Origin of the sequence: Niabella sp., assembly GCF_030150205.1 — a bacterium.
Taxonomy (GTDB): Bacteria; Bacteroidota; Bacteroidia; order Chitinophagales; family Chitinophagaceae; genus Niabella.
Genome location: NZ_JASLGT010000005.1, coordinates 182,091 through 208,594 on the forward strand (window position 1 = coordinate 182,091; position 26,504 = coordinate 208,594).

At 46.3% G+C, this 26,504-nt stretch carries 25 protein-coding genes; 14 read left to right on the forward strand and 11 right to left on the reverse strand.

Annotated features, from left to right (window positions below; genetic code table 11):
• Position 1: 1 nt before the first annotated feature.
• Positions 2–964, forward strand: coding sequence for a TraR/DksA C4-type zinc finger protein (locus Q1V85_RS04375; protein ID WP_300597828.1), 963 nt, complete (start codon positions 2–4; stop codon positions 962–964).
• A 141-nt stretch (positions 965–1,105) separates the two neighbouring features.
• On the forward strand, positions 1,106–1,585 hold the full coding sequence (locus Q1V85_RS04380) for a YcxB family protein (RefSeq protein ID WP_300597830.1): 480 nt from the start codon (positions 1,106–1,108) through the stop codon (positions 1,583–1,585).
• Between the two features lie 7 nt (positions 1,586–1,592).
• Here the strand turns inward: Q1V85_RS04380 and Q1V85_RS04385 are convergent, their stop codons facing one another.
• Entirely contained in the window at positions 1,593–2,021 is a 429-nt protein-coding gene (locus Q1V85_RS04385) for a GNAT family N-acetyltransferase (RefSeq protein ID WP_300597831.1), read from the reverse strand.
• A gap of 166 nt (positions 2,022–2,187) precedes the next feature.
• On the opposite strand from Q1V85_RS04385, the gene Q1V85_RS04390 reads away from it, so the two are divergent.
• From Q1V85_RS04390 to Q1V85_RS04415, 6 genes are all read left to right on the forward strand, one after another.
• Positions 2,188–2,424, forward strand: coding sequence for an acyl carrier protein (locus Q1V85_RS04390; RefSeq protein ID WP_008587437.1), 237 nt, complete (start codon positions 2,188–2,190; stop codon positions 2,422–2,424).
• 113 nt (positions 2,425–2,537) lie between these two features.
• Complete coding sequence (fabF, locus tag Q1V85_RS04395; protein ID WP_300597840.1) at positions 2,538–3,788, forward strand: beta-ketoacyl-ACP synthase II; 1,251 nt, start codon at positions 2,538–2,540, stop codon at positions 3,786–3,788.
• Positions 3,789–3,794: 6 nt separating this feature from the next.
• Positions 3,795–4,523, forward strand: coding sequence for a ribonuclease III (rnc, locus tag Q1V85_RS04400; RefSeq protein WP_300597842.1), 729 nt, complete (start codon positions 3,795–3,797; stop codon positions 4,521–4,523).
• A 129-nt stretch (positions 4,524–4,652) separates the two neighbouring features.
• Complete coding sequence (locus tag Q1V85_RS04405; RefSeq protein ID WP_300597844.1) at positions 4,653–5,174, forward strand: hypothetical protein; 522 nt, start codon at positions 4,653–4,655, stop codon at positions 5,172–5,174.
• A 59-nt stretch (positions 5,175–5,233) separates the two neighbouring features.
• Positions 5,234–6,412 carry an aminotransferase class V-fold PLP-dependent enzyme gene (locus Q1V85_RS04410; protein ID WP_300597846.1) on the forward strand — a complete coding sequence of 393 codons (1,179 nt, stop codon included), beginning with the start codon at positions 5,234–5,236 and terminating at the stop codon, positions 6,410–6,412.
• A gap of 42 nt (positions 6,413–6,454) precedes the next feature.
• The gene (locus tag Q1V85_RS04415; RefSeq protein WP_300597848.1) at positions 6,455–7,654 is read left to right on the forward strand and encodes an aspartyl protease family protein; all 1,200 of its coding nucleotides are present in this window, start codon (positions 6,455–6,457) and stop codon (positions 7,652–7,654) included.
• Positions 7,655–7,659: 5 nt separating this feature from the next.
• Here the strand turns inward: Q1V85_RS04415 and Q1V85_RS04420 are convergent, their stop codons facing one another.
• Positions 7,660–8,172, reverse strand: coding sequence for a hypothetical protein (locus Q1V85_RS04420; RefSeq protein WP_300597850.1), 513 nt, complete (start codon positions 8,170–8,172; stop codon positions 7,660–7,662).
• A gap of 234 nt (positions 8,173–8,406) precedes the next feature.
• Between Q1V85_RS04420 and ruvB the strand changes: the two genes are divergently transcribed.
• Positions 8,407–9,444, forward strand: a complete 1,038-nt coding sequence (ruvB, locus tag Q1V85_RS04425; protein ID WP_300597852.1) for a Holliday junction branch migration DNA helicase RuvB — start codon at positions 8,407–8,409, stop codon at positions 9,442–9,444.
• Between the two features lie 43 nt (positions 9,445–9,487).
• Positions 9,488–9,994 (forward strand): hypothetical protein, encoded by a 507-nt coding sequence (locus Q1V85_RS04430; protein WP_300597854.1) that lies wholly within the window; start codon positions 9,488–9,490, stop codon positions 9,992–9,994.
• 74 nt (positions 9,995–10,068) lie between these two features.
• On the opposite strand, the gene Q1V85_RS04435 is transcribed toward Q1V85_RS04430, so the two are convergent.
• Together Q1V85_RS04435 and Q1V85_RS04440 are read right to left on the reverse strand one after the other, a co-directional pair.
• Complete coding sequence (locus Q1V85_RS04435) at positions 10,069–10,767, reverse strand: response regulator transcription factor (protein ID WP_300597856.1); 699 nt, start codon at positions 10,765–10,767, stop codon at positions 10,069–10,071.
• A 108-nt stretch (positions 10,768–10,875) separates the two neighbouring features.
• Positions 10,876–11,271, reverse strand: coding sequence for a hypothetical protein (locus Q1V85_RS04440; protein WP_300597858.1), 396 nt, complete (start codon positions 11,269–11,271; stop codon positions 10,876–10,878).
• 213 nt (positions 11,272–11,484) lie between these two features.
• Here Q1V85_RS04440 and Q1V85_RS04445 point away from each other — a divergent pair, with 213 nt between their 5' ends.
• Positions 11,485–13,017: a helicase HerA-like domain-containing protein gene (locus Q1V85_RS04445; RefSeq protein WP_300597860.1), complete on the forward strand. Its 1,533-nt coding sequence runs from the start codon at positions 11,485–11,487 to the stop codon at positions 13,015–13,017.
• Positions 13,018–13,173: 156 nt separating this feature from the next.
• On the opposite strand, the gene Q1V85_RS04450 is transcribed toward Q1V85_RS04445, so the two are convergent.
• Genes Q1V85_RS04450 through Q1V85_RS04465 form a run of 4 tightly spaced genes read right to left on the reverse strand, consistent with a single transcriptional unit; the run spans position 13,174 to position 20,196 of the window.
• The gene (locus tag Q1V85_RS04450; RefSeq protein WP_300597862.1) at positions 13,174–15,552 is read right to left on the reverse strand and encodes a hypothetical protein; all 2,379 of its coding nucleotides are present in this window, start codon (positions 15,550–15,552) and stop codon (positions 13,174–13,176) included.
• A 12-nt stretch (positions 15,553–15,564) separates the two neighbouring features.
• Positions 15,565–16,719, reverse strand: a complete 1,155-nt coding sequence (locus tag Q1V85_RS04455; RefSeq protein ID WP_300597864.1) for a DUF4249 domain-containing protein — start codon at positions 16,717–16,719, stop codon at positions 15,565–15,567.
• A 1-nt stretch (position 16,720) separates the two neighbouring features.
• The gene (locus tag Q1V85_RS04460; RefSeq protein ID WP_300597866.1) at positions 16,721–19,486 is read right to left on the reverse strand and encodes a TonB-dependent receptor; all 2,766 of its coding nucleotides are present in this window, start codon (positions 19,484–19,486) and stop codon (positions 16,721–16,723) included.
• Positions 19,486–20,196, reverse strand: a complete 711-nt coding sequence (locus tag Q1V85_RS04465) for a hypothetical protein (RefSeq protein WP_300597868.1) — start codon at positions 20,194–20,196, stop codon at positions 19,486–19,488. The genes Q1V85_RS04460 and Q1V85_RS04465 overlap by 1 nt, the downstream gene beginning before the upstream one ends.
• 217 nt (positions 20,197–20,413) lie before the next feature.
• Between Q1V85_RS04465 and kbl the strand changes: the two genes are divergently transcribed.
• The 3 genes from kbl to Q1V85_RS04480 all read left to right on the forward strand — a co-directional run bounded on the left by kbl (position 20,414) and on the right by Q1V85_RS04480 (position 24,258).
• Entirely contained in the window at positions 20,414–21,601 is a 1,188-nt protein-coding gene (kbl, locus tag Q1V85_RS04470) for a glycine C-acetyltransferase (protein WP_300597870.1), read from the forward strand.
• Between the two features lie 106 nt (positions 21,602–21,707).
• Positions 21,708–22,622, forward strand: coding sequence for a hypothetical protein (locus Q1V85_RS04475; protein ID WP_300597872.1), 915 nt, complete (start codon positions 21,708–21,710; stop codon positions 22,620–22,622).
• Between the two features lie 97 nt (positions 22,623–22,719).
• Positions 22,720–24,258 carry a carboxypeptidase gene (locus tag Q1V85_RS04480; protein ID WP_300597873.1) on the forward strand — a complete coding sequence of 513 codons (1,539 nt, stop codon included), beginning with the start codon at positions 22,720–22,722 and terminating at the stop codon, positions 24,256–24,258.
• A gap of 64 nt (positions 24,259–24,322) precedes the next feature.
• Here Q1V85_RS04480 and Q1V85_RS04485 read toward each other — a convergent pair whose 3' ends face one another.
• From Q1V85_RS04485 to Q1V85_RS04495, 3 genes are all read right to left on the reverse strand, one after another.
• Positions 24,323–24,481: a hypothetical protein gene (locus tag Q1V85_RS04485; protein WP_300597875.1), complete on the reverse strand. Its 159-nt coding sequence runs from the start codon at positions 24,479–24,481 to the stop codon at positions 24,323–24,325.
• On the reverse strand, positions 24,456–25,628 hold the full coding sequence (locus Q1V85_RS04490; RefSeq protein ID WP_300597877.1) for a hypothetical protein: 1,173 nt from the start codon (positions 25,626–25,628) through the stop codon (positions 24,456–24,458). Before Q1V85_RS04490 ends, Q1V85_RS04485 begins: the two co-directional genes overlap by 26 nt.
• A 96-nt stretch (positions 25,629–25,724) precedes the next feature.
• Positions 25,725–26,252 (reverse strand): YceI family protein, encoded by a 528-nt coding sequence (locus Q1V85_RS04495; RefSeq protein WP_300597879.1) that lies wholly within the window; start codon positions 26,250–26,252, stop codon positions 25,725–25,727.
• Between the last annotated feature and the right edge of the window lie 252 nt (positions 26,253–26,504).

Genomic DNA, 26,504 nt, shown 5'->3' on the forward strand with positions numbered 1-26,504 from the left:
CATGGCTACAAAGAAGAAAACCGCAGCAAAGCCTGCCCGCGCTACCAGCACTAAAGCTGCTCCCGCAAAAGCTGCAAAAGCAGCCGGAGGGAAAGCAGCGAAAGCCCCTGCAAAGTCTGCAAGCGCCTCAAACGGGAAAGCCAGCAAACCTAAAACTCCGGTAAAGGCAGCAGCTAAACCCGCCGCCAGCAGCAAAACAACACAGAAGGCAACTCCTGCGCGCAGTGGAGCATCCGTGCGTGGAACTGGCAGCAAAACAACAAAAACACCTGCAAAGCCGGCAAGTGCCGCCCCTGTAAAAGCTTCGAAACCAGCCGCAAAAACACCGGCAAAGGTGGCGTCTAAATCGGGCAATAAAGCAACTCCGGCTCCGGTGAATGAAAAAAAAGCAGCGGCAAAAAAACCGGCTGTTAAAGAATTGGTACCTGTAATAGAAAAAAGCGTGGCAAAAAAAGAAACAAAAGAAGATAAAAAGACAGCAAAAGCTCCTAAAAAAGTAGTAGTTCCAAAATTGTCTACAAAAAGTTCGGTAAAATATCAGCCGGATTTTACAAAGAGCGTGCTGGATACTCCTGCATTCGAAAAAGCAACCTCCGTGATCCGTTATTCAGACAGTGATCTGGCAGAGTTTAAGGAAATTATCCTGCGGAAACTGGATGCGGCAAAAAAAGAACTGGCCTATTTGCAGGGGTTGATCACCCGCCGGGATGAAGGCGGCGACATGGATGAGGGCCGTTACATGACCATGGAAGACGGTAGTGTGAGCATGGAACGCGAGCAGCTGAGCCAGCTGGCCAGCCGCCAGATCACCTTTATCGATCACCTGGAAAAGGCATTGATGCGTGTGGAGAACAAAACATATGGCATTTGCCGGGTAACCGGTCACCTGATCGACAAAGCCCGCTTACGCGCGGTGCCACATGCTACATTAAGCATGGAAGCAAAATCGATGATGAACCGTTAATTAAAACGGCTCAAAATAAATTCCGGAGGCGAACCTGTATTATGGGTTCGCTTCTTATTTTAAACGGATGGGTAAACCTGCGGGTGGTTTTTCTGTTTTACGCTTATCTTTAGCCCCGGCAAATACCCAAAAAAGTACACAATGACCATCCACTTCGGTTACGATAAAAAACAGGTGATCCAGGCGCTGCGCTATCATTTTATTTCCAAAAAGGAAATCCGGATCATGATCATCCTGGTAAATGTATTTGCCATTCTTTCGCTGGTGCTGTATGCACTGCATAAGATTACCCCGGTTGCCTTCCTCATCAACTCTTTTTTATGGCTGTTATTGATGATTAGCCTATGGTTCATTCTGCCCGGTGTGGTGTACCGGCGCGCCGAAACCTTTCAGCATGAATTTACCATGTATTTCAGCGATGTTGATTTTACCCTGGAACATACCAAGGGTAAACGGAGCTGGCCTTACACCGCCCTGCATTCATACCGGGAAAGTCCGCATTTCTTTCATTTGTATTTTGACGAACGATCGTTCTTGCTGGTGCCCAAGTCGGCCTTCGCTGACAGTGACGAAGTATCCAAATTCCGGCACCTGCTGATGGATAAGTTACAGCGGAAATAGTCGCTCTTTAAATGTATTTTTTCATGACAATATGGGGGATGGTAAGATTGGTGAATTCATTGCTGGACTCACGATACCCCATCTTTTCATAAAAACCGGCCGCGTTTTTGCGGGCATGCATCGAAATTTCACGGTAACCCATATCCCGGGCAATGTTTTCGGCAAACTGCATCAGCGCCCGGCCGATGCCTTTTCCCTGGAGGTCGAAGATTACGGCCATTTGCCGCAGTAAAACGATTTGTCCGGGTTGCTTCACCAGCATACAGCATCCCAGCATTTTTTCATCTTCAAAAGCACCGATCAGGATATGATTTTTATCGGCATTAAGATCTTCTTCGGTCAGCAGCAACCCCAATGGTTTCCGTAATATCTCATTACGAAGGTCAACCATTTGCTGGTACTCTTTTGAACCATGATCTATAATTTTTAATGCCATAAAACGGTTTAAGATTTGATGAAGATCACAGGTGGCTAAAAGCTGGAATTTGTATCGTAAATTAAGGATTTTTAGGTGTTCCGGAGCATTTTTAGTTTTTTTTTTCTTTCCGATGCAATTTTGGTCAAAAACTCTATTTTTGCACCAATAACTAAATTAATAAGATATGTCAGACATTGCATCAAGAGTTAAAAAAATCATCGTTGACAAACTGGGCGTTGACGAAGCAGAAGTAACGAATGAAGCTTCTTTTACAAATGATCTCGGTGCCGATTCATTGGATACCGTTGAACTGATCATGGAATTTGAAAAAGAATTCAATATTTCTATTCCAGATGAGCAAGCCGAAACAATTACTACTGTTGGTCAGGCTGTATCTTATTTGGAAGAGCACGCCAAGTAGTTTATTGGCTAGCCAACTTGGCTTTAAACGTAAAACAACTCATACACCGCCTTTGACTGTGGTCATCCATATACAAAGGCGGTTTTATCATAAAAAATAAGGACAACCAGTTTATGGAATTTAAAAGGATCGTTGTAACCGGGATGGGCGCATTAACACCGTTGGGAAATACAGTAGATGAATACTGGAACGGGCTGATTAATGGAGTTTCTGGTGCAGCGCCGATCACCTTATTTGATGCCAGTAAATTCAGAACGCGATTTGCATGCGAGGTAAAGAATTTTGACCCTACGCAGTTTCTTGATAAAAAAGAAGCCCGTAAGGTAGACCGGTTCACCCAGTTTGCTTTGGTAGCCAGTGATCAGGCTGTTAAAGATGCCGGTCTTACAAAAGAGAATATGAACCCGGACCGTATTGGTGTGGTATTGGGAAGCGGTATCGGAGGGTTGATTACCTTCCAGCATGAGGTAATGGATTTTGCAAAAGGTGACGGCACGCCCCGTTTTAATCCCTTTTTTATTCCAAAAATGATCCTGGATATTGCGGCAGGGCAGATCAGTATGCGCCACAATCTCCGCGGACCAAATTATTCTGTGGTAAGCGCCTGCGCCAGCAGTACCAACGCTATGATTGATGCCATCAATCTGATACGTTTGGGCAAGGCCGATATTATTGTAACCGGGGGCAGTGAAGCCGTGATCAGTGAAGCCGGAGTTGGCGGATTTAACGCTATGAAGGCCATGAGCGAGCGCAACGATGACCCCACAACCGCCAGCCGTCCTTATGACAAAGACCGGGATGGTTTTGTAATGGGCGAAGGCGCCGGCGTATTGATTTTTGAAGAGCTGGAGCACGCAAAAAAACGCGGAGCCCGCATTTATTGCGAAGTGATCGGTGGTGGAGCTACTGCAGATGCGCACCATATAACCGCTCCACATCCCGAAGGACTGGGGGCCAAGAATGTAATGATCGAGGCCATGAAAGATGCCGGCATTCAGCCCACAGATGTAGACTATATTAACACACATGGCACTTCCACGCCGCTGGGTGATATTGCAGAAACAAAGGCCATTCTTGAAGTATTTGGTGCACATGCATATGAGCTCAACATCAGCTCTACCAAAAGTATGACCGGCCATTGCCTGGGCGCAGCCGGAGTGATTGAAGCCATTGCTTGTATCAAAAGCGTTATACATAACATTGTACCGCCTACCATTAACCATTTTACCGACGACCCCGAACTGGATCCGAAATTAAACTTTACGTTTAACAAGGCACAGGAACGCACCATCAATGTGGCCCTGAGTAATACCTTTGGGTTTGGCGGTCATAATGCCTGTGTCATTGTAAAAAAATATTCATAGTCATCTGTGAATTTTATAAGAGGGATTTTTAAGGGAAAAAATGATGCCGCTTTAAAAAAGCAGTTACGCAATATATTGGGATTTGCACCCGATAATATTTCTTTATACAAAACAGCGCTTACCCACCGTTCGCTTGGGGAAAACGTAGACGAAAACAATGAGCGGCTGGAATACCTGGGAGATGCCGTGTTAAGTGCACTGGTAGCCGATTATCTTTTTAAACGCTATCCCTATCAGGGAGAAGGTTTTTTAACCGAAATGCGCAGTAAAATGGTAAACCGCCAGCAGCTGAACGAAGTAGCCCTGAAAATGGACCTGAAAAAAATTGCCCATTTCAACAAACAGGATCATACGTTAAGAGGCAGCCATATCTTTGGAAATACACTGGAAGCCCTGGTAGGTGCTATTTACCTGGATCTTGGCTATAAAAAAACCAGCAAGTGGGTGTACAATTATATTATTGCTCCGCACATGTTCATGGATGAACTGGAATTGCGGGAAATTAATCATAAAAACAAGCTATACGGCTGGGCCAACAAGCAGGGAAAAACACTTGAATTTGTAACCATTGAAGAAAAACTGGAAAATGGACGGCGGTTATTTACAATTGGTGCAGTTGTTGATGGGGAAATAATAGCACAGGGAAAAGCATTTAATAAAAAGGATGCCTCCCAGATAGCGGCCAGTCTCGCTGTAGGTTCCCTTGGAATTAATAATAACGAGGAAGGCCTGTAAACCCAATCATTCGTACCTCCTGAAACGGCCGGCATAAAGTATTTTTTTATGCGAAAACGTACACCGGTATATTCCCGGTTCGCCTGAAACCGTTCACTGCCAGAGGCACGGTCATTTAAACCTTCAATTATGCAAATGAAATCTTTTTTTATGATGGCCATACTTTTTGCCGGGTTCGCTGCGGGCCTTACTGCCTGCGGAGAAGCCGGAAAAAAAGGATTTGCAAAGGCCGGAGACTATGATCAGTATATCATCTCCCGCATTGAACAGATGCAGCAAACCTTATTTGCCGTTCAGAAAGCAACCGGCGGTGATGATACGGTAACAACGGACCTGGGGCGGTTTACACAACAGATCGACTCTGTAACTGCCAACCTCAAAGAACTTCCGGATTACAAAGGAAATACCAGCTACCGCGATGCGGCCATTCGGCTTGCCGATTTTTATAAACGGTCCATCAGCGGTTCTTACGCAGAAATTGCAAGGGTTTATAAAGAAGTAAAAGATTCGTCCCTGGCGGATAATAAGGTAAATGAACTGATTATCAGGCTGCAGGAAGAAGAAACCCTGGCTGATGATGCCTTTGTTAAAGAACGGGAAGCATTTGCTGCCCGGAACAAGATCCCGCTGGACGAGCCTCCCGCCAAATAATTTCCTTAATTTAGTAGAAGCGCTGTTGACACAAACCGGCAGCGCTTTCTAGTTGATATATGCTCCGGTTCCCGATATATCTTGATAACTGCGCCACTACGGCCTGTGATGAGCGGGTGATAGAAGCCATGCTGCCCTATTTTACACAGTATTATGGAAATGCATCCAGCAGAAGCCATTCTTTTGGATGGAAGGCTGAAGCTGCTATAGAGGAGGCGCAGCAGCGCGTAGCGGCATTGATTGGGGCCCGGCCGGAAGAAATTATATTTACCTCCGGAGCTACTGAAAGCTGCAACCTCGCATTGCGGGGCATTTCCGATTTATATGCGGGATCCGGCCGGCATATCATTACGGTAAAAACAGAACATAAGGCCGTGCTGGATACCTGCCGGGAACTGGAAAAGCGAGGTACAGAAATAACTTATCTGGAGGTGGATCAAAATGGTCAGATCAACCTGCCGGCGCTGAAAGCAGCTATTAAACCGGCCACGATCCTTATTGCAATAATGTGGGCAAATAATGAAACCGGCGTGGTAATGCCCGTGCATGAAATCGGCGCCATTGCCCGCGAACACCAGGTATTGTTTTTTTCGGATGCCACGCAGGCTGTTGGTAAAATACCTGTAAACGTAAAAACAGCTGGCTTAGGTTTAATGGCCTTGAGCAGTCATAAGCTATATGGTCCCAAAGGTGTGGGCGCGCTCTATGTAAGCCGGAAAAATCCGCGTGTGAAACTGGCTGCACAAATCACCGGTGGCGGGCAGCAGCAACAGGTAAGGAGTGGTACGCTGAATGTACCAGGCATTGTGGGCTTTGGAAAAGCGGCCGCACTTTGTCAGGCTGCTATGGAGGAAGAAGCCATACGTCTTCAAACATTCAGGGATCAGCTGGAAACGGCGCTTCTTCGTATCCCTGATGTATATATCAACGGAACCGCATCTGAACGGCTACCCCAGGTATGTAATGCTTCTTTTGGCTACCTGAACAGTAATGAAATCTTATCAGCACTGAATAAAGATCTTGCTGTTTCTTCGGGGTCTGCCTGCACCTCCGGCTCACTGGATCCTTCCTATGTCTTAAAAGCCATGCAGGTACCGGACGCCCTGGCAAAAGCTGCTATCCGGTTTAGCTGCGGCCGTTACACTACGGCTGAAGAAATCGATCACACCATCCGCTTTGTAACAGATACGATCCATGCATTAAGAGCGCAGAGTCCTGCCTGGCAGCTTCGTGACTGATTTTTTACTAACTTTAACCAACGGGCTGGTTAATCTTAATGAATGGTACGATTGCGTTTACTCTGTACGCTCCTCTTTTGCTGCTGCTTTTTGAATATAAAGGCGCAGGAAGAATTTATAGACCCGCCCAGCAAACACCTCGTCACCATTCCCTTTGTACAGTTTACCGGAGGGGTGATCGTATTCAGGGCGCTCCTGGACAATTTTAAAGATTCGCTCAATTTTATCCTGGATACAGGAAGTGGCGGTATTTCGCTGGACTCTACCACCGTGGAAAGCCTGGGATTGAAGCCAGGCCCCCCGGAGCGGATCATACGGGGCATTGGCGGTGTGCGTAAAGTAGGCTTTTTAAAGAACCGGAGCCTGCACCTGGGCGGATATGAGATCGACAGCCTGGATTTTCACATCATTGATTACGAAGTGCTGGCTTCTCTTTACGGGCAAAAGATCGATGGCATTATCGGGTATTCTGTCCTGAGCCGTTATATTCTGAAGATCAATTATGAAAAACAGGAGATCAGTTTTTTTACAAAAGGGTCCATCAAATATCCCAAAGGCGGGTACCTGATGCGTCCCTATATACGGATGCTGCCCTATTTAAAATCAACGATCAGTGATAGCCGCAAAAGCGGATTCAATTATTTGTTTGATCTGGGAGCCGGTCTTACTGTTTTATTTTCCGACGATTTTGTAAATGACAGCGCATTCCTGAAAACAAAACGTAAGCGGCATCTGAAGCAGGGAGAAGGATTGGGGGGAAGAGTAGATATGTACCTGACGGTGATGAAATCGCTCCGCATTGGTCCATACCGGTTCCGGAATGTGCCGGTAAATATTTTTAGTGATGATTACAATGTAACCTCTTATCCTTCATTGGGCGGACTGATCGGGAACGAGATCTTCCGGCGGTTTAATGTGATCCTGAACTATGAGAAACAACAGATCCACCTGACCCCCAATCGTTTTTTTACGTCCCCCTTCGACTATGCATACTCTGGTATTGAGCTATACCTTATCAACGGAGCGGCCGTTACAGGAAAGATACCTGCGGGTTCTCCTGCAGAAAAAGCCGGGTTAAAGGAAGGTGATGAGATCCTGGCCATCAATAACCGGTTTGGCCTGCAGCTGGATGATCTGAAACAGGCACTGCAATCAACCTATGGAAAAGTAAAGATTATTTACCGGCGTAATGGAGAGCTAACAACCACAGTGATGAATGTGATCAATATTTCGAAGAAATAAGCAGGTTATATGCTGATTCTTAAAATACCGCCTCCGGCAATTTTTTCAAACGTAGCACTGTGATCTTTTACGGTTACCTGGCTGATTTCATATATTCCGGCACTGTTCAATGTGGATGTATAAGATACCTCGAGCAAAAGACTGGTTTTTATTTTAAGATAAAACCGTGTTCTGTCGGGCATCGGGAAAATAATGACATTCTTCAGATCCCCCGGTGAAGCCACAGAGATATTGGAACTGATCGGCTGGTTGGAGGCACTCCGGAGCTCAATATCGGCTGCTGTGATATTACTGGTGCTGATATAGTTGGCGCCGGAACTTTTATCGGTAAGCTCTACATAAAAACGCACGGAAGTACAATTCGGTCCGGGGCAGGCCGTACTTGAACCGGTAGCGCCAGTAGCGCCCGCGGCACCCTTAGGACTTTGGTCATAGTTAAGGGCCTGTCCGGTCTCCCCCATCTTTTTACACTGTACCAGCGATAAAAGTAAAACAGATAAATAAAAAAAGAATCGCATAACTGCTTTTTCTACTAAGACGGGCAAAATACAAAAAACGAAACAGATCTGGTTGATTTTCCTGAAAACGATTACATTTTAGGCTCTAACTGATTGATTATTAGTTTGCTGATTTTCTTGTTATAAAAGTGTTGGAAGTGCGGCAAGATGATCCGGTTGCCCTGATGAAAAAAATCATGCGCTTCTGTTGAAGGTCTCCTGCTTCATTTTTATTTATGATATCTTTGGGCAACGATGAATAATCCCAATTTAAATAAAGAAAAGCAGGGGCTGAGCGCTGTGGAAAGCGATTTTGAGAATACGATCCGCCCGGGCCATATCAAAGATTTTGCCGGTCAGCCGCAGCTGGTGGAGAACCTGGTGATCTTTATACGGGCGGCAAAAATGCGGGGAGAGGCGTTGGATCATATTCTGTTTCATGGTCCTCCCGGGTTGGGAAAAACCACCCTGTCGAGGATTGTGGCCAATGAATTGGGCGTAAACATCAAAGAAACCAGCGGGCCGGTGATTGAAAAACCCGGTGACCTGGCGGGATTGCTAACCTCCCTGGAACCCAATGATGTATTGTTTATTGATGAGATACACCGCCTGAGCACGGTGGTTGAGGAATATTTATATGCGGCGATGGAGGATTACCGGCTGGATATTTTACTGGATAGCGGGCCCAATGCCCGGAGTATTCAGCTTTCCCTGAACCCGTTTACATTGGTAGGTGCTACCACCCGGAGCGGGTTGCTGACGGCACCGCTGTTGTCGCGCTTTGCGATTAAAGCACGCCTGGAATATTATTCGGCGCAAACATTGCAAAAGATCGTGCTCCGGGCAGCGCAAATACTGGGTGTACAAATATCGAAAGATGCGGCGGCTGAAATAGCCGGCAGGAGCCGGGCTACCCCACGGATCGCCAATGGACTTTTAAGGCGGGTACGCGATTTTGCCCAGGTATTGAACGATGGTATCATTGATGTGGGCATTACACAGCACGCCCTGAAAGCGCTGAACGTAGATGAATATGGGCTTGATGAAATGGACAACCGTATTTTACTGGCCATTATTGAAAAATTTAAAGGCGGACCAGTGGGCATTACCACCATTGCTACTGCGGTGGGAGAAGAACCGGGTACTATTGAGGAAGTATACGAACCTTTTTTAATACAGGAAGGTTTTTTACAACGAACCCCCCGGGGACGTGAGGTAACGCATAAAGCATATGAGCATTTGGGTAAAAAGCCCAATAGGGGGAATTCACAAAATTTAGCACTTGATTTGTAATAGGATACCAGGGCGCTTGATCGTTTCGTTTCTATATGGGGCGATGATGACCTGCCTGTTTAGTTGTGTTTCGATAAAGCAACAGAAACTTGAAGAGATATCACCCCTTTCTTCAACAAAATCTTTAGAAGGAACCTATTTATTATATAAATCATTTGATGTTGAAAAGAACACAATCTTGAAGGAAAAAAAAGAGACTTCGGGATTTCATAAGATTTCATGTAACATAATTGCGATTAACAAGACAAAAATACTCGTTGCAAATTTTTTGGACGATTCATGTATTTCCAGAGAATTCATCAAGGGAAGAATAAAGAATAATTTTTTTGTATCCCGAAGAAAATTTAAAATTATCCCGCTTATCGTTTATAATACATGGAAAAGCAGCCAAACCCAGTTTTACCTAGGGGCTAATCAAAATCTAAGAGTAGAACAGGTAAGCAATGATGGTGGATGGGTGCTTGTAATTGCAGGAGGGCATTATTGGCATTTTGTTCGTGAATATATACGGTGGTGTCCTGAGAATGCTTCGGCAGGGAGAGAACTATAATGTTTATTCCATAAAAAAAGCCTCTTATATCCGACAGGCAGATATAGAGGCTTAAAATAGGTTATCTAAAAAAATCAATCCTGCACAACCAACCGGAAACCATTTCCGTGAATATTCACAATTTCAATCTTTTCATCATCTTTCAGATATTTGCGCAGCTTGGCAATATACACATCCATACTTCTGCCGTTGAAATACGTATCGCTGCCCCAGATCTTTTTCAATGCCTGCTCACGGGGAAGCAGGTCGTTTAAATGCTCCGCCAGCATTTTCAGCAACTCATTTTCTTTTGGAGAAAGTGTTTGCGTGTTGTCGTTATGCGTCAATTGCCGCAGCTTGGGATTAAAATGATAACTGGAAAGCTGGTATTCTTTATTCTCTGTTTCTTTATTCAGTTCCTCGTTTCGTTTAAGGATCGCTTTGATCTTTAACAACAACACCTCGCTGTCAAAAGGCTTGGTAATATAATCATCCGCACCCAGTTTATATCCCTGTATAATATCTTCTTTCATGGTTTTGGCACTCAGGAAGAACAAAGGAATATCAGGATCTACATTGCGTACCTCTTCTGCAAGGGTAAAACCATCCATATGCGGCATCATTACATCCAGCAGGCAGAGATCAAATTTTTCACGCTGAAAGGCTGCCAGTCCCAACCGGCCGTCCCGCTCCAGGGTCACATCATAATCATTCAATTCCAGATAATTTTTCAGCACATTGCCGAGGTTCGGATCATCTTCGCACAATAATATTCTGGGTTTTTTTGTTTCCATGTTGCTGTGTTTATGTTATTAGATGGCAAATAAAGTTAATGCTTTTTAATACACTAACAAATGGAAACGAATTTTTTGTTAAAAGTGACCCTGTTACGGAAGACTGCATCACTTCTTAAAAATGCGGAAAGTGCCGTTGCCGTTCGTGTTTGCGCCCGATCCCCAGGTTCCGTCCATCGTTGTAAAACCAGCATCAACAGCAGCGGTTGTTGAGTAGGAAGTACTGGGCGGATAGGTGTAGGTTGTTTTTATGGTGGTGCCGGTAACAATATAGGTACCTTCTGCCTTGCCTGCCGTGGCGGTATCACTGGCATCTGCATATACACGTACGGTGCCATTGGAACGGTAGAGGAAAAAATAGGGTTTATTAGGCACGGCACTGCCGCTACCGTATTTGCCCTCCCAAAAGCCGATCACAGAAGGAGCCGGTATATCTTCTTTCTTTTTTTTACAACCGGCGATCATTGCTACAACTATCACTAAAAGGTAAAGTTTTGTTTTCATAATAACTGTTTTAATAAATGCGTTTATAATTCAAAACTACCAGAAGCGGGCAGCCTTCGTCTGCGTATATCTGCGCTTTTTCGTACCGTATTTCTACGTATTTTTAGCTTTAGAGCCATGCAAACAAGCATGCATTCAAATTTCCTGCAGATGAGGAATTTTATTCTTTTTTTCAAAAAACTTAAGGAATATTGCAATACCAAATATTTAGTTATGGCGGATACCACTCAATTTTTGCAGACCGTAAAAGATGGCTATACCTTTAAAGGAGAAAGTTATAAAATAGGCCGGGCCATTTTAAATGGAGCTGTTGTACCGGAAGCGGATATAAACATTCCTTTTAAAACACTGAACCGGCATGGATTGATTGCCGGGGCTACAGGAACCGGTAAAACAAAAACCCTGCAGGTGCTGGCAGAAGGATTGAGTGATGCAAGCATACCAGTGTTATTGATGGATATAAAAGGCGACCTGAGCGGGATAGGGGCTGCCGGTACCGTAAATGATAAAATTACGGAACGGTGCCAGCTGCTTGGTATTGAATTTAAACCCGAAGCATACCCGATCGAATTCCTTACGTTGAGTAAAGAAAAAGGTACCCGGCTGCGGGCCACCGTAAGCGAATTTGGCCCGGTGCTGTTTTCGAAGATCCTGGATTTAAATGACACCCAGGGCGGATTTGTAGCCCTTATTTTTAAATACTGCGATGATAATAAGCTGCCGCTGCTGGATCTTAAAGATTTTATTAAGGTATTGCAATTCGTAAGTGATGAAGGAAAGGCGGAGCTTGAAAAGACCTATGGAAAAATATCCACGACTTCTACAGGAACAATCCTTAGGAAAGTGATTGAACTGCAGCAGCAGGGGGCCGACCTGTTTTTTGGCGAACGCAGCTTTGATGTAGAAGACCTGATGCGGATCAGCAATGACGGGCGGGGTATGATCTCCGTTGTGCGGGTTACGGATTTGCAGGATCGGCCCAAACTGTTTTCTACCTTTATGCTGCAACTGTTGGCAGAATTGTATGCCACCCTGCCTGAAGCCGGTGACCTGGATAAGCCCAAGCTGGTATTGTTTATTGATGAAGCGCACCTGATCTTTAATGAAGCCAGTACGGCATTGCTGAACCAGCTGGAAACGATCGTGAAACTGATCCGTTCGAAAGGCGTGGGCGTGTTTTTCTGTACACAAAATCCAATGGATGTACCCGCTTCCATACTGGCACAACTGGGTTTAAAGGTACAGCACGCCTTGCGGGCTTTTACGGCCGCAGACCGGAAGGTGATCAAGCAAACCGCAGAAAATTATCCGATCAGTACCTTTTATCAAACGGATGAATTGCTGACACAGGTAGGTATCGGGGAAGCGTTGATCACCATGCTGAATGAAAAGGGGGTGCCTACGCCACTGGTGCATTGTATGTTGCGGGCCCCGCAAAGCCGTATGGATGTTTTGACGGATATGGAAATCAACGCAATTACGACTGCATCAAAAATTGCCGCGCATTATAACGAGGAAATCGACAATGAAAGTGCCTATGAGATCCTCACGCGGAAGCTGAATGAAGCAGCTGAGAAAACGGCACAGCAGCAGGAAGAAAAAAAGCCGGCAAGAGCAGCGGAGGAAAAAGGCTTTTTCGATAATCCGATCGTAAAAAGTATGGCCCGTACAGCAGGAAATACCATTGTACGTTCGCTGCTGGGCGCCATTGGTTTGGGCGGCCGGGGAAAGAAAAGTATTTTCTGATCAATAGCAACAGCGTGGCACGAAAAATTCAACTGTAATGCCTCCAGGGACCGTGTTATAAACCCAGGGATGAAAGGCTCCTGATACCGTTATTACACCGCCGTGAAATATAGGCCTTCTATGTTTCAGTGTGGAAGCGCACACCGTTAAGACCGGTTACTTTACTGTAAATGTAGTTTCTGAAAAAACGGGGGTTCCTTTACTGGAAATGCCCTGCAATACTACTTTATAAAGGCCCCTGAAGTCGGAAGTAAAACAGTTTAGTTTTAATGGTTCGCGGCCTTGCAGCCGGATATCCGGCTCCCAAAGCAGTGTGGTCCGGTTATCGGGAATCCGCACATCACCTTTATCCCCGTTGGCATAAACGGGTGTATAAAAGACCCGTTGCAGCTGCAGTCCTTCATAGTCGATGGCAACCGCTGCGGGATCCAGTTCAAATCCGTCAAATTTTGAATGATAGGTCTGGAAACTTACAACACCGGAATAAAGTGAACTGCCCAGTATGAATCTTCGCGGAACCACATCCAGCCGTTTAACTTTATAAGGGTCGTAGTTAAAGATGCTGTTGTAATCGGTTAAAGGAACCCCATCCAGCAACACCAGCACCGCATATTTGTAAACGGTTTGATATTTTTCATCGTAGATCGTCATGTGTAACTTACGGTCGCGCAGCACTACGTTTACAGGCCGTACATATTCTCGCAGCACTTCCTCGATGGTAGAAAACCGTTTGTAATCATCCAATAAGTAACTGATCTCTGGTTTCCCGTAAAAAGGCAGGGTATCTGCATACTGGGGAACTGCATAACTATTGATCCTGTCTTTATAATAGATATTGGTTGTTTGCATGGCAATGCTGCGTTTGAGCAGATGGGCACTGTCTGCAGGACTGGGCAAATAAGGAAATTGGGTAAAAGACCTGTTGGCGCTGTCAATAAACGGAGAGATAATGGCTGCCTTGTAACTACCCGCCTGGCTTGTTGCCGGAGTGGGTTTCAGGAACACATCGCCCGGGCCAAAGTATCGTTTTACATTGAACCGCACAATACCGCTGCTATCACTGGTGCCGTTATAAAGTCCAAAGGGCATAGACGGTACGGTTAACAAATACGGGGCTCCTGCTGCCGGCTGATTATTCCATTGGTTGAGCACCCTGGCCATAACAACATGTCCGTTATATTCGGGGAGGTAGGTTATGGCCGGATCAAAAACAGGCGTACCGGCATCAAAATGCCGCCAACCATTTACCAGCATCAGGTTCTCGATCGCATTTCCCTGTGCGGCTTCGGGCGTGAAATAAAAGCCGGGTTCCTCAATGTTTCCTGACAGGCCGGCTGTAAGCTGCAGGTATTCCCCGATACCGGATGTTTCTGCATGCTGATCCATGGCATAAACCGAAAGAGAGCCCTGTATAATATCCTGACCGTCTCCGCCTGTTGCGGGAATCAGCTGTATACCGGCATTGTCCCTTACCGGGAGTTGCTGTCCGTTGGTACTGATGGTAATTTGCCTGGGCGGGATGGCTGAAGGAATAAATACCAGCCGCTCGTTTACCGGTTTCCGGTTTTGATTGAACAGGGTAAAACAGGTAATACCTTTTCCCAGTTTTGCTTTGCTTACGGTAATTTCAGCCGTATTGTTGGTCTGCAGATCTACTTCCGTTGCAAAGGTGTTTTTCTGTTCGTTGTGTGCCACCAACACCATTTTTTGCGGCACTGCCGCCTGGTGCGCTGCTATTTTAACAAGATAGGCGTCGCCTCCGTTGTCCGTAACACTTAAAACAGTACCATTGTTTTTGGGCGTAGGCAGTTCTTTTTTAATGGTGCCTTTGCCAGGTACCGATACTGCCGCTGTATATTTTCTACCGGGCAACGGTGTATAGCTGAACTGGCCCAGCCCAAATTTTAGAAGCTGAAACCGGGCCACGGTGTCCGTACCGTTTTCGATAATGCTTCCGGTTGCGGGCAATCCCTTTATCGTTTTCGGGTCCAATACCTGAACCCCCATTTTTGAAGAAAGGCCTTCGATCAGTTCTCCGCCTTCCGGAAAAAAATTGAGGATCAGTTCCGGCGGTGCCGGGCGGGGCATTTGCTCACCGGCGGCGATCGTATTCGTGATCAGCAGTTTTTTCCGGAACAGAAACCGGGTATCTCCATTCTTCATCTGGTTGGTATAGGCAACAAGTGTATATGCGCCGGTGGCGGCATTCACAGGCAGGTAGAAGCTTCCCTTTCCGGTACCCCCGGCTACGGGTACTTTCGACTGGATCACGGCCACACCGTTATCATTCAGCAGTTCCAGGTACACAATGCTGTTGTAATCGGTAAGGGTATGCGTGCCGGCATGCATCAGGTAGGTTTTAAACCATACGAGCTCTCCCGCCAGGTAAGATTCTTTGTCGCTGTGAACAAAGATGATCTCCGGAGCCGGCCCGCTCTTTTGAGGCTGCGCCGGTGCTATCAGGTGCAGCTGCAGGCAAAGGGCAATGAGCAGCAGCCTGGAACCACAAAAAAAAGAATGTATCATCATATTCATGTTCGCTCTGAATTATTGAGGCCAATAGGCCGGTCTTTGTGTATTGCCACCCCTGGTTCTGCAATCAATACATGTAGCAGAGGATGAAAGATATCCGTCGGCCTTGTCCTCCGCCCTTGATGTATAATCAATGGGAATCGCGGCCCCGGTAGCAAATGCCTCTCGGGTACTGTCTGCATTCATGATCACAAAATTTGTTACGCAATATTGCTGAAATGCCCATCCCGCCGGACTGTCTATAAATATCCGTTTTTGTTTGGGCTCGGTTGCCGAAATATACCCGATAACGATCTCTTTCGGATCGCTGACGCAATGCATATTTCCTCTTAGTTCAGAAGGGAGGGGACCGAAAATATCCCCGATGGATTCCGTATTCTTTTTCATCAGATCATAAAATTCGTAGGCGGCCTTGTCCATTGCATATTGCCGTAACAGGATGCTGTATTTAACGGAAAGCCGCTCGTTACCGGAAGGGATGAGGTTCAATGGCTGCTGGTAAATAACGTCGGAGGTGAGTTTTGCGGAGCTGCCGATATAAATATTGGAAGACTTTCCATATTTCCAGCAATAAAATACTTCTTCCTGCGGAAACCGGCGACGGCGCACACCGAAGGGGTCCGAATCCTTTGAAGCAGCATCATAAATTAATCCCGAGTAGTAAGCGCTGCGGATCTCCCAGGTTTCGTCATAATCCCAACGGTAATACACCGTACTGTTACTGGCGTCATGTGTATTTACATATAATTGAACGCCCTTATCGCTTTGTTTAAATCCGATACTGTCAATTTCGGGCGTTGTTTTTACGGGCACAAAGTCCGACAGATACTCTTTGCCGCCGGAGATCCGGATCCGCACGCGGTAACGGTTACCGGACGAAAGGTCCAATACGCCCTGGTAATTGCCGGCATTGCCCATGGTTAAATTTTTTACCGAATTATCGCTCCCTTCTACTGTAACCGTAGCGTTCGCTTCCGGTAACAATCCTTTGCTTCCATTGAGCGGAGTGGTTCTGGACAACTGCAGGTTGGTTGTTGCATTTCCGGAGATCAGGGTGCCTTCCACCACAAGATAATTGGTATTTATTGAGTCTATGTTCGGGTAATACCGGTCTTTACAGGAGCAAAGAAGGGTGACGACCAGCAGCAGTAAGAAATATCCCTGTTTCATTTTAAAAGCGAATATTGTAGTTGATAAATGGTATGGCGCTTCCGAAAATGGATAACTTGTACCCGTTTACAACCGCGTTCTCCGATACAAAGTATACCGAATAGGGGTTCCTCCTTCCCAGGAGATTGTATACGCCAATGGTCCAGGAATTATGGGTTTTCTGATGCACTTTATGATTTCCGTCGATATTCATAGAAAAATCAGTCCGGTAATAATCGGGGATCCGGTATTGGTTCCGGTCCGAATACAGCATCCGCTCCGCTCCCTGGTAATAGAAACGGCCGATCGGGTAGGTAATGGGTCTGCCGGTGCTGTACGTTGAATTGAGCGACAAACTGAACCGGTGGTTAACCCTGAAATTACCCACGATCGTTATATCGTGCGGTTTATCATAGTTGGCCGGATAAAAATCGCCATTGTTGACTAAAGAGCCAAGGCTTTGATCGGTAGACCGAAGCAGGATACGGGAGTACGTATACCCGATCCATCCATTCAGTTTGCCCACTTGTTTTTTTACCAGGAGCTCCACCCCGTATGCCTTCCCCTTTGTATTGATCACATCGGTTTCGATATTGTGATTCAGGAGCAGTGTGGCCCCGGGCTTATAATCCAGGTAATTTTTGATGTTTTTATAATAAACTTCAACGGAGGTTTCGATGGTATTGGATTTAAGATTTTTATAAAAGCCCAAAGAAAACTGGTCGCCTGTTTGGGGTTTGATATTCGGGTCGCTCAGCTTCCAGATATCGGTGGGAGAGATCACCGTGGTGTTCGATAGCAAATGAATGTATTGCCGTAAGGAGTTGTAACTGGCTTTTACGGAGAAGCTGGGCGTAAAGGCATAACGCATGGAAAAGCGGATCTCCGGCCCCTGGTAATTGTTGATGAACTTTCCTTTGCCGTAGGTAGTGGTTCCTGTTCGGGTTGCATCGGTTATTGGCTGCCCCTCGCGGTAATAGCTAACGGTTTGCGGACCTAGATACGAATAAAAGGAGTAGCGGATACCGGTACTGAAGGAAAGCTGGCCGGTTGCATTAAACCGGTGAGTGATATAAGCTGCATTTTCCCATGCCCGCTGTGCACTCACTGTGTCGGGCCTTACCTGCGACCGGTCACTGGCCGGATCAAAGGTTCCGGGATTGAGCAGGTAGGACAAAGAGTTGAGACCAAAATCGAAGGAATGTTTTTGGTTGAGGAAGTATACAAAATTCAGCTTGCCGTAAAGTTGCCGAATATCAAAAAACAGTTTGAATCCGTTGACCACGTTGGAATCGCTGTTGATGCGGTACCGGTAATAGTCGTAGCCCCCGATCAGTTCTGCCTGTAACCGCCGGGTAAAGTTTTTCTTCCACTTCAGCGACAGGTTCCGGTTGGTATACCCATAGGTAGTATCATTATTCAGGTTAAAGCGGTCATTACTGTAATAGGCATTCAGGTAAATATTGTTGCTGGAATCAATCCGGTGACTGATGCCCAGGTTCAGATCCTGGAAGGAGGCCCTGCTTTTATCATATTCTTTGGGCAGCAGATCGATCAGCCAGTTGGCATAGGTGGTACGCCCGCCAAAAATAAAGGAGGTTTTATCTTTTACGATCGGACCTTCCAGCTGAAGACGGCTGGTGATCAACCCGATGCCGGCAGAACCGGTGAGCTGTTTCTTATTTCCTTCCCGGCTGTTTACATCCAGTACTGAGGCAAGCCGGCCGCCATATTTGGCCGGTACAGAACTTTTGTAAAGCTCTACATCTTTCACAATCTCCGGGTTAAACGCTGCAAACATGCCAAAAAAGTGCGACGGGTTATAAATAGTGGCATCGTTGAACAAAATGAGGTTCTGGTCGGAGGAGCCGCCTCTTACATTAAAGCCTGTACTGGCCTCGCCTACTGTTTTTACGCCAGGCAATGTGGTAATGGCACGCAGGATATCGGCCTCGCCAAAAACGGTAGGAATGCGTTTTATTTCCTGGATGCTCAGACGGGATACACCCATTTGTACGTTGCGGACATTCCGCGTTTGGGTAGAGGAAACAACCACTTCCTTTAACGTAGGTACCTGCTCCTGCACAGCAATATCCATACGCCCGTCTGCATATACCTGCAGGTTCAGGTTGGTTTCCCGGATGCCCAGCCCCATAATATTAAGAACGTGCTTTCCGGGTGGAATGCTTAAGGAGTAATTACCATAGGCATCGGCGTTGGTAAAATATTCGTTATCGATGGCCACGGAAGCGTTAGGATAGGGCTCGCCGGTACGCGCACTTTTTACATTGCCGGTCAGCAATGCCTGCGGATGCCGGGGCGCATTCCGGTTGCCGATTTCATAGACCCGTTCTTCTGAAGTAACGCTTCTTCTTTCTTTATCGCTTAACCCGTAATCGCTTACCGGTGCCGGTTTAAGAGAAGGCGCCGCTTTGCCGGTTTGCCGGTACATGCCGGCGGGCAAAACAACCTGAACCCTCAGGTTACCGGTAATGTATACCTTCTTTTCATGATCATCGATGGTATAGGTCAGTGGCGTTCTGTTCAGCGCCTTTTGCAATACGGTGGCCAATGGTCCGGTTTCTTCGGGCCGTTTGATCTTTATCGAATCCACCTGCGTATGGTCGTAATAAAAATAATATCCTGATTGTTGCTCCAGCTGCAAAAAATAAGCCGTTGCAGGAATGCTGTCTGTGCTGACGGGGCCCGGCGCTGTTGTTTGAGCCACTGCTGAAGCGACGGTGCACAGGTTAAAACAAATGATGAATATAAATAGCCTGTTTAACATTAGTCCTGGTTATAGAGTTGAGTTGCCATTTTGATCGCAGCTTCTGGATTTTTTCTGAACCGGATATCGTTTCTTTTTAATGCTTTGTGGATGGCCGCTTTTTTCTCTTTTATGATTGCGTATAAATTTCTCTTTGAGTTTACAGGATAAAACACACCATCCTTATGGATAAAGAACCGGTTGCCCCATATAAATTCCCGCTCTACCACGGATTGACCGGTTGTTTCTTTTATCGTTTTCCTGCGCAGCACAAGAGCCGTTAATCTTCCCTCACTCAGGATTTCATAAAAGCCCGTGGATAGCTGGTTGTTGTTGCCCATGCCCAGTTGTACAAATTTCCGTTGGCCCAGTGTAAAGGCATAAAGCCGGTTATTGGGCAGGATCACCGGCATTTTAGCGGGATTTTCGACCTGTAATTCACCTGCTACCGCATCATATTTCAGTTGCAGGTCTTTATACCAGGTGCTGTCAAAAAAAACGACCCCTCCAATCCACTGATCTTCGTCCACGAAAGGTGTTCCGGTAATGGTGGGCAGGTATCCCTGGTACAGGCGCCCGTTATAAACCGGTAAATCGTTACGAAAAGTCTGGTAAAATGTTTCGGGCAGGTATTGGGGCGCGCTGAAAGACAAAAAGCCATCCTGTTGAGCATGGAGATCAGCGGCAGCAAGGGTATACAAAAGCGTTAGTAAGACTGTTTTTATTTTCATAACGGTCAACAATACAGTGTTGATGTAAATAATAAAAATAGGCCAAATGCGCTTGCGGGGCAAATTTTTTGGATAAATATTCCCGGCCGGCGCCATTTATCCGTCCCGGGATCCGTTCAACCGATTGAACAAATAGCCGGAAACCCTTCTTTTTTATGCCTTTTTTCAACACCTTTGCGGGGTGCCCAATCTTGCTGCACAGTTAAATTATTTTTATATGAACGAGAATTTTACAAAACGGATCGGAGCTGAAGTTGAAGAAATCAAAGCTTCCGGTTTGTATAAAAAAGAACGCATCATCGAAAGCGAACAGGGTGCAGAAATACGGGTGAATGGTAAAACGGTGATCAATTTCTGTGCAAACAATTACCTGGGACTTTCGTCTCATCCGGAGGTGATCAAAGCGGCCCATGCTACCATTGATGCCCGCGGGTATGGCATGAGCAGTGTACGCTTTATCTGCGGTACACAGGATATTCATAAAGAACTGGAACAAAAAATATCGGCCTTCCTGGGTACAGAAGATACCATTTTGTATGCGGCGGCTTTTGATGCGAACGGTGGTGTTTTTGAGCCCCTGTTCAGTGACCAGGATGCGATCATTTCCGATGCGCTGAACCATGCCAGCATTATCGATGGCGTGCGGCTCTGCAAAGCGCAGCGCCTCCGCTACGAGCACAATAGTATGGAAGACCTGGGAGCAAAACTGAAAGAAGCTTCCGGAGCCCGCAGTCGCATCATTGTTACCGATGGCTCATTCAGTATGGATGGTACCATTGCGCAGCTGGATAAAATTGTAGCGCTGGCCGAACAATACGATGCAGTGATTATGATTGATGAGTGTCACTCTTCCGGGTTTTTAGGGAAGACCGGGCGGGGTACCCATGAGTATCGTGGTGTAATGGGAAAGATCGATATTATTACCGGCACATTGGGTAAGGCACTGGGCGGCGCTTCGGGTGGATTTACTTCGGGCCGTAAAGAGATCATTGACATGCTGCGTCAGAAGTCAAGACCCTACCTGTTTAGCAATACCCTGGCACCCTCAATTGTTGGAGGCTCTATTGCGGTACTGGATATGCTTTCATCCTCCACTGAATTAAGAGATAAGCTGGAATATAATACCCGGTACTTCCGTGAAAAAATGACGGCAGCGGGTTTTGATATCAAACCGGGCGATCACCCCATTGTGCCGATTATGCTGTATGATGCTGTACTGGCGGCCGATTTTGCGGCGCAATTGCTGGAAGAAGGTATTTATGTGATCGGCTTCTTTTTCCCCGTGGTACCCAAAGGACAGGCGCGGATACGGGTACAGCTAAGTGCCGGCCACGAACAGGAGCACCTGGATAAAGCGATTACTGCCTTTACCAAAGTGGGAAAAGAGCTGGGCGTACTGAAATAAGAAGAACCGGCGCTTGATATTATCGAACGGATGAACCATTGAGAAGTTAGGACTATTGAGAAAGGACTTAATGACGCTTAACTTCTTGATGGTAAAAAATGGCTTTATGTGGATACGATTGCTTCCTGTTGCCTTTTTAATAGCAGGCGCCATCAGCGTTACTGCCCAAACAACTACGCCACAAGCCCAGTACCCCTCACCTATGCAGGAAACCGTACGCCGGCATGAGCGCATCTCCTTTGATATGCAGCAGGGCATTACATATACGATCGACAGTATTTTAGCTAAACCGGTATTTGTATATATTCCCAAACGGTTAAAAAAAGCAGCCTGGGCCGATCTGCTGATCCACTTTCATGGAATGAATTATGTGCCGGCCTGTACCGCTGAAAAAAGTAAAACCAATCTTGTTGCCGTTTCAGTAAACCTGGGATCCGGCTCCGGCGCCTATGCCCGGCCTTTTCAAAATGATACGGTATTTAAAAAGCTGATAACAGCCATCTGGAACACCGTTCAGGAGCATCTGGGAAACCGGATCCGGCAACGGAAGATTATTTTGAGCGGATTCAGTGCGGGGTATGGCGCTATCAGAAGTATTTTGTCTGAGACCGATGGATTTGCATCTGTAAATACCGTGTTGTTACTGGATGGTTTGCACGCCAGCTATATTCCCGAACGGAAATTGCTGGCGGAGGGCGGGCTGATCGATACTACCGGGTTTGTACCCTTTTTGGCATTTGCCCGGAAAGCCATATCTCCGGCTACCGGTAAACGGATGCTGTTTACGCATTCGGAAATTTTTCCCGGCACCTTTGTAAGTACTACGGAAGCGGCCGGCTATCTGCTGCAACAGCTGCAGTTAAAGGCGGTCCCCGTTTTAAAAGGAGGCCCGGGAGGAATGCAGCAGATCAGCGAGGCCGGCAAGGGGAATTTTACCGTACTGGGTTTTGCGGGAAATTCGGCTCCGGATCATGTGGACCATTTTCACGGATTGCCTTTTTTCCTCCGCAGGCTGCTTTAAAGGTGCCTGGTTTTGTACGCACCACTGATACAATAGATGGGCCAGCCTTTAAAAAAAATCAGTAGGTTTGATCCATTCTTTGCGATAAATATTGATCATGAATAAACTTATTCTCTGCTGCTTTGCTGCAACGCTTGTCGTTTTCCATACTGCCGCCCAGGCTCCAAAGCCGGCAGCGGCGCCTGTTAAGCAGGAAACCGCGGCAGATGCGCGGAAAAATACCTCACCGGATCTGAGCTTTAACCCGGACGCTGTAGTAACCACGAACCATACGGTTACCATTAAAGGGCAGAAAGTTGCCTATAAGGCCATTGCAGGAACCCTGCCGGTTTGGGATGAGGATGGAAAGGCCATTGCCGGTTTATTTTATACCTACTATGAACGGACCGATGCTGCTAAAGGCGGACGGCCACTGGTCATTTCATTTAACGGCGGCCCAGGCTCTGCTTCTGTTTGGATGCATATCGGCTATACCGGCCCAGTGCTGCTGAACATCGATGATGAAGGGTACCCGGTACAGCCTTACGGTTATAAAGAAAACCCCTATTCAATACTGGATGTGGCGGATATTGTATATGTGGATCCGGTAAATACCGGCTATTCGCGGATTGTAGGTAAAGATGTACCCAAGACGAAATTCTTTGGTGTAAATGCAGATATTAAATACCTGGCAGACTGGATCAACACCTTCGTAACCCGCTATGATCGCTGGGGATCGCCCAAATACCTGATCGGTGAGAGCTATGGTACCACACGGGTTTCGGGGTTGGCACTGGAATTACAGCAGGCACACTGGATGTACCTGAACGGGGTGATCCTGGTGTCGCCCACCACCCTGGGCATTGAACGGGGAACGGCAACCGATGCGGCATTGCGCCTGCCGTACTTTGCTGCAACAGCCTGGTATCATAAAAAACTGGCAGCAACCTTTCAGCAAAAAGAACTGGAGGCTTTTTTGCCGGAAGTAGAAGATTTTACCATGAACCAATTGCTGCCCGCATTAAATAAAGGCAGCCTGCTGGAAGAAGCTGCCAAAAGATCCATTGCGGAAAAGATGGCCGCTTACTCCGGTTTGTCGCAGCAGGTGATCCTGCAGAATAACCTCGACATTTCTGCAAACCTGTTCTGGAAGGAGTTGCTACGCAATGAAGGATTTACCATCGGCCGGCTGGATTCGCGTTACAAAGGCATTGATAAACGGGATGGCGGGGAACGGCCCGATTTTAATGCAGAGCTCACGGCCTGGCTGCATGCCTTTACACCGCCGGTTAATATGTACCTGCGGAATGAACTGAACTATAAAACGGATTATCCGTATAACGTGTTTGGATCTGTATGGCCCTGGGATAATAATAATGACCGTACCGGAGAGAACCTGCGCAGCGCGATGTCTGCCAACCCTTATCTGCACCTGCTGGTGCAATCCGGTTATTACGATGGTGCCTGCGATTATTTTAACGCCAAGTACAACCTTTGGCAGATGGATCCTTCCGGCCGGTTAAAAGACCGGATTCAATGGGCAGGATTCCGTAGCGGGCATATGATGTACCTGCGCAAGGAAGATCTGAAAACAAGCACCGAACAGATCCGGGCGTTTATCAGGGCGTCCATTCCCAGTAAAGCAGCAAAGTATTAACAGTTGCTATAGCCACAAAGACTCTAAGGCGCAAAGATGCACAAGGGGCGATATCCCTCGTATGTTACTGTAGTCCTCTCTGCAGCCCTGTTACCGGATAGCCATGTGCTGCCTGCTGTTTTATGCTCTTATCGCTCCAATAAAAATCGTTTACAAAAGCATTATCATTCATGTCAGAATAATCACTGTATACCCGGTTAATTTCTTCTTTTATTGTCCTCATTTTTTTTGTGCGGTATTTTCAAAGCTCCGTCTACAGGTACCGGGGCTGCAAGAGTGGGAACTGGTGCTACTTTATCATCAATGGCCGTTTCCTTTATGTTGTTGTATTTATAGGACTTTTCCGGTTCTTCGCAGGTAGTGTAAAATAAAGAATGCGGGTCCGTCTTTTCTGCATTATGTATCTTTTCGATCGCTTCAAGTTTTATCCGGGTATATTTTCTCAATACCAGGTCGGCATTATAGTCCTCGCTTTTATACAGCGTATAATCTTTCTTTTTGTCAAATACTTCTTTGCTGATATATTGGTTTGAAGCGCCATCATATGTGTAGTCTGCGGTATCCGGTTCCTCAAACGGGCGGTACCGGTCATTGGTATACATAATAACGGTTTCGTTCCTTCGGGATTGTTCATATGCTGTTTTCAATTGTGTCACCTCCTCCAGGTTATCCGGTGCTTCTTCCTGTTTTTCGAATTGCCGGCTTGTGAGCGTGGTCTCCAGCAGCAGGATCCCTTCTTTCGTAAGGATACGCCCTTTAAACGGATCGTGATACCGGTCTGGCTGATGATAAACCAGGATATAATCGTTGTGGGTTACCGGGAACCGGAAAGAACCGGGCTCTTTTTTAGTTTCGGGCAAACGCCAAAGGGCTTCCAGATGATGACTGAGTGCTATCTGTTTGGGATGATATGCCGTATCGTAAACAAAGGGTGCCGAAAAACAATTGGCATTTTTATTGAACACCCGTTTTACCGGTGCTTCATCAAACCGGATCAATGTGGTGCCGCGTTCAAATCCGCCAAAGGCGAGCCGGATGCCCTTGATGGTCTTATCATTACGGGCATATACAGTGAACACCTGTTCCGGCTTATCCGGATAAAAAGAAAGGAGTTCTTTTTCAATGTTGTATTTCCCAAATACCATGGTGGCATAACCATATAGTAGAAAGCTGCTGTCTTCAAACAGGTAAATGCCATCGGAAGTACCGCCATACCGGCCCTGTATGTTTTTATATGAACGACCGTCCTGGCCAAATGCTGAACAAACGGCCAGCAACAATAAAACGGGCAATGTGATTTTCTTCGGCAAGGTATGATTCCGGATTTGCACCCGGATTGCTGTTAAAAAGGTGTTTAAGCTTGTGATCATCTGAACTGCAAATATGCCGCTTTCCCTGCAAAAAAGAACGGGCATAAAAAAAGCGATCCGGATGGATCGCCTTATGAAAATTATTTCAGGAATGGATTATGCCTGTTTTACCAGTTCTGCATTGATGTGCAGTTTCACATCATCGCCTACCACAACGCCTCCGGTTTCTGTCATGGCGCTCCAGGTCAGTCCAAAATCTTTACGGTTGATCTTGCCATTCAGTTCAAAGCCTGCAACGGTTTGGCCATACGCATTGGGTCCGATTCCACCCAGCTCAACATTCAGGGTAACGCTTTTTTTCACTCCGCGGATGGTCAGGTCTCCGGTCATTTCAAACTCATCCGTTCCTTTAGGAGCAATGGATGTTGATTCAAATGTTAACTTGGGATGGTTGGCCGCATCAAAAAAATCAGCCGATTTCAAATGCTCGTCACGCTGTGCAGGGCCGGTTGAAATACTGTCAATATCTGCACTAAAGGATACTTTCGCATCGCTGAAGTCATCGTTATCCGCGATAACAGTGCCTTCAAAGCTGGTAAATTTCCCGGATACGTTTGAAATTACCAGGTGTCTTACTTTAAAACCTATTTCCGAATGCATCGGATCCATTGTCCATGTAGCCATAGTTGTATTTGTTTTTTGTGATTTGATAACACAAAATTAGTACCGGAAACAGGGATGGAAAATAACCTAGATTAAGATTGATGGTTAAGATTTTGTAAAGAAGCTTCTTTTGGGTACATTAGACCTCTTTCATAATTCGAAATTCACATTGGTGTAAAAGTTTTTGATATGAAGTTGGGGTAAATTGGTTTTACCTTTGTGATGCGCTATAAACAAATCGGGAATCTTTCGGCTGCTCAGTTTCAAAGGGCT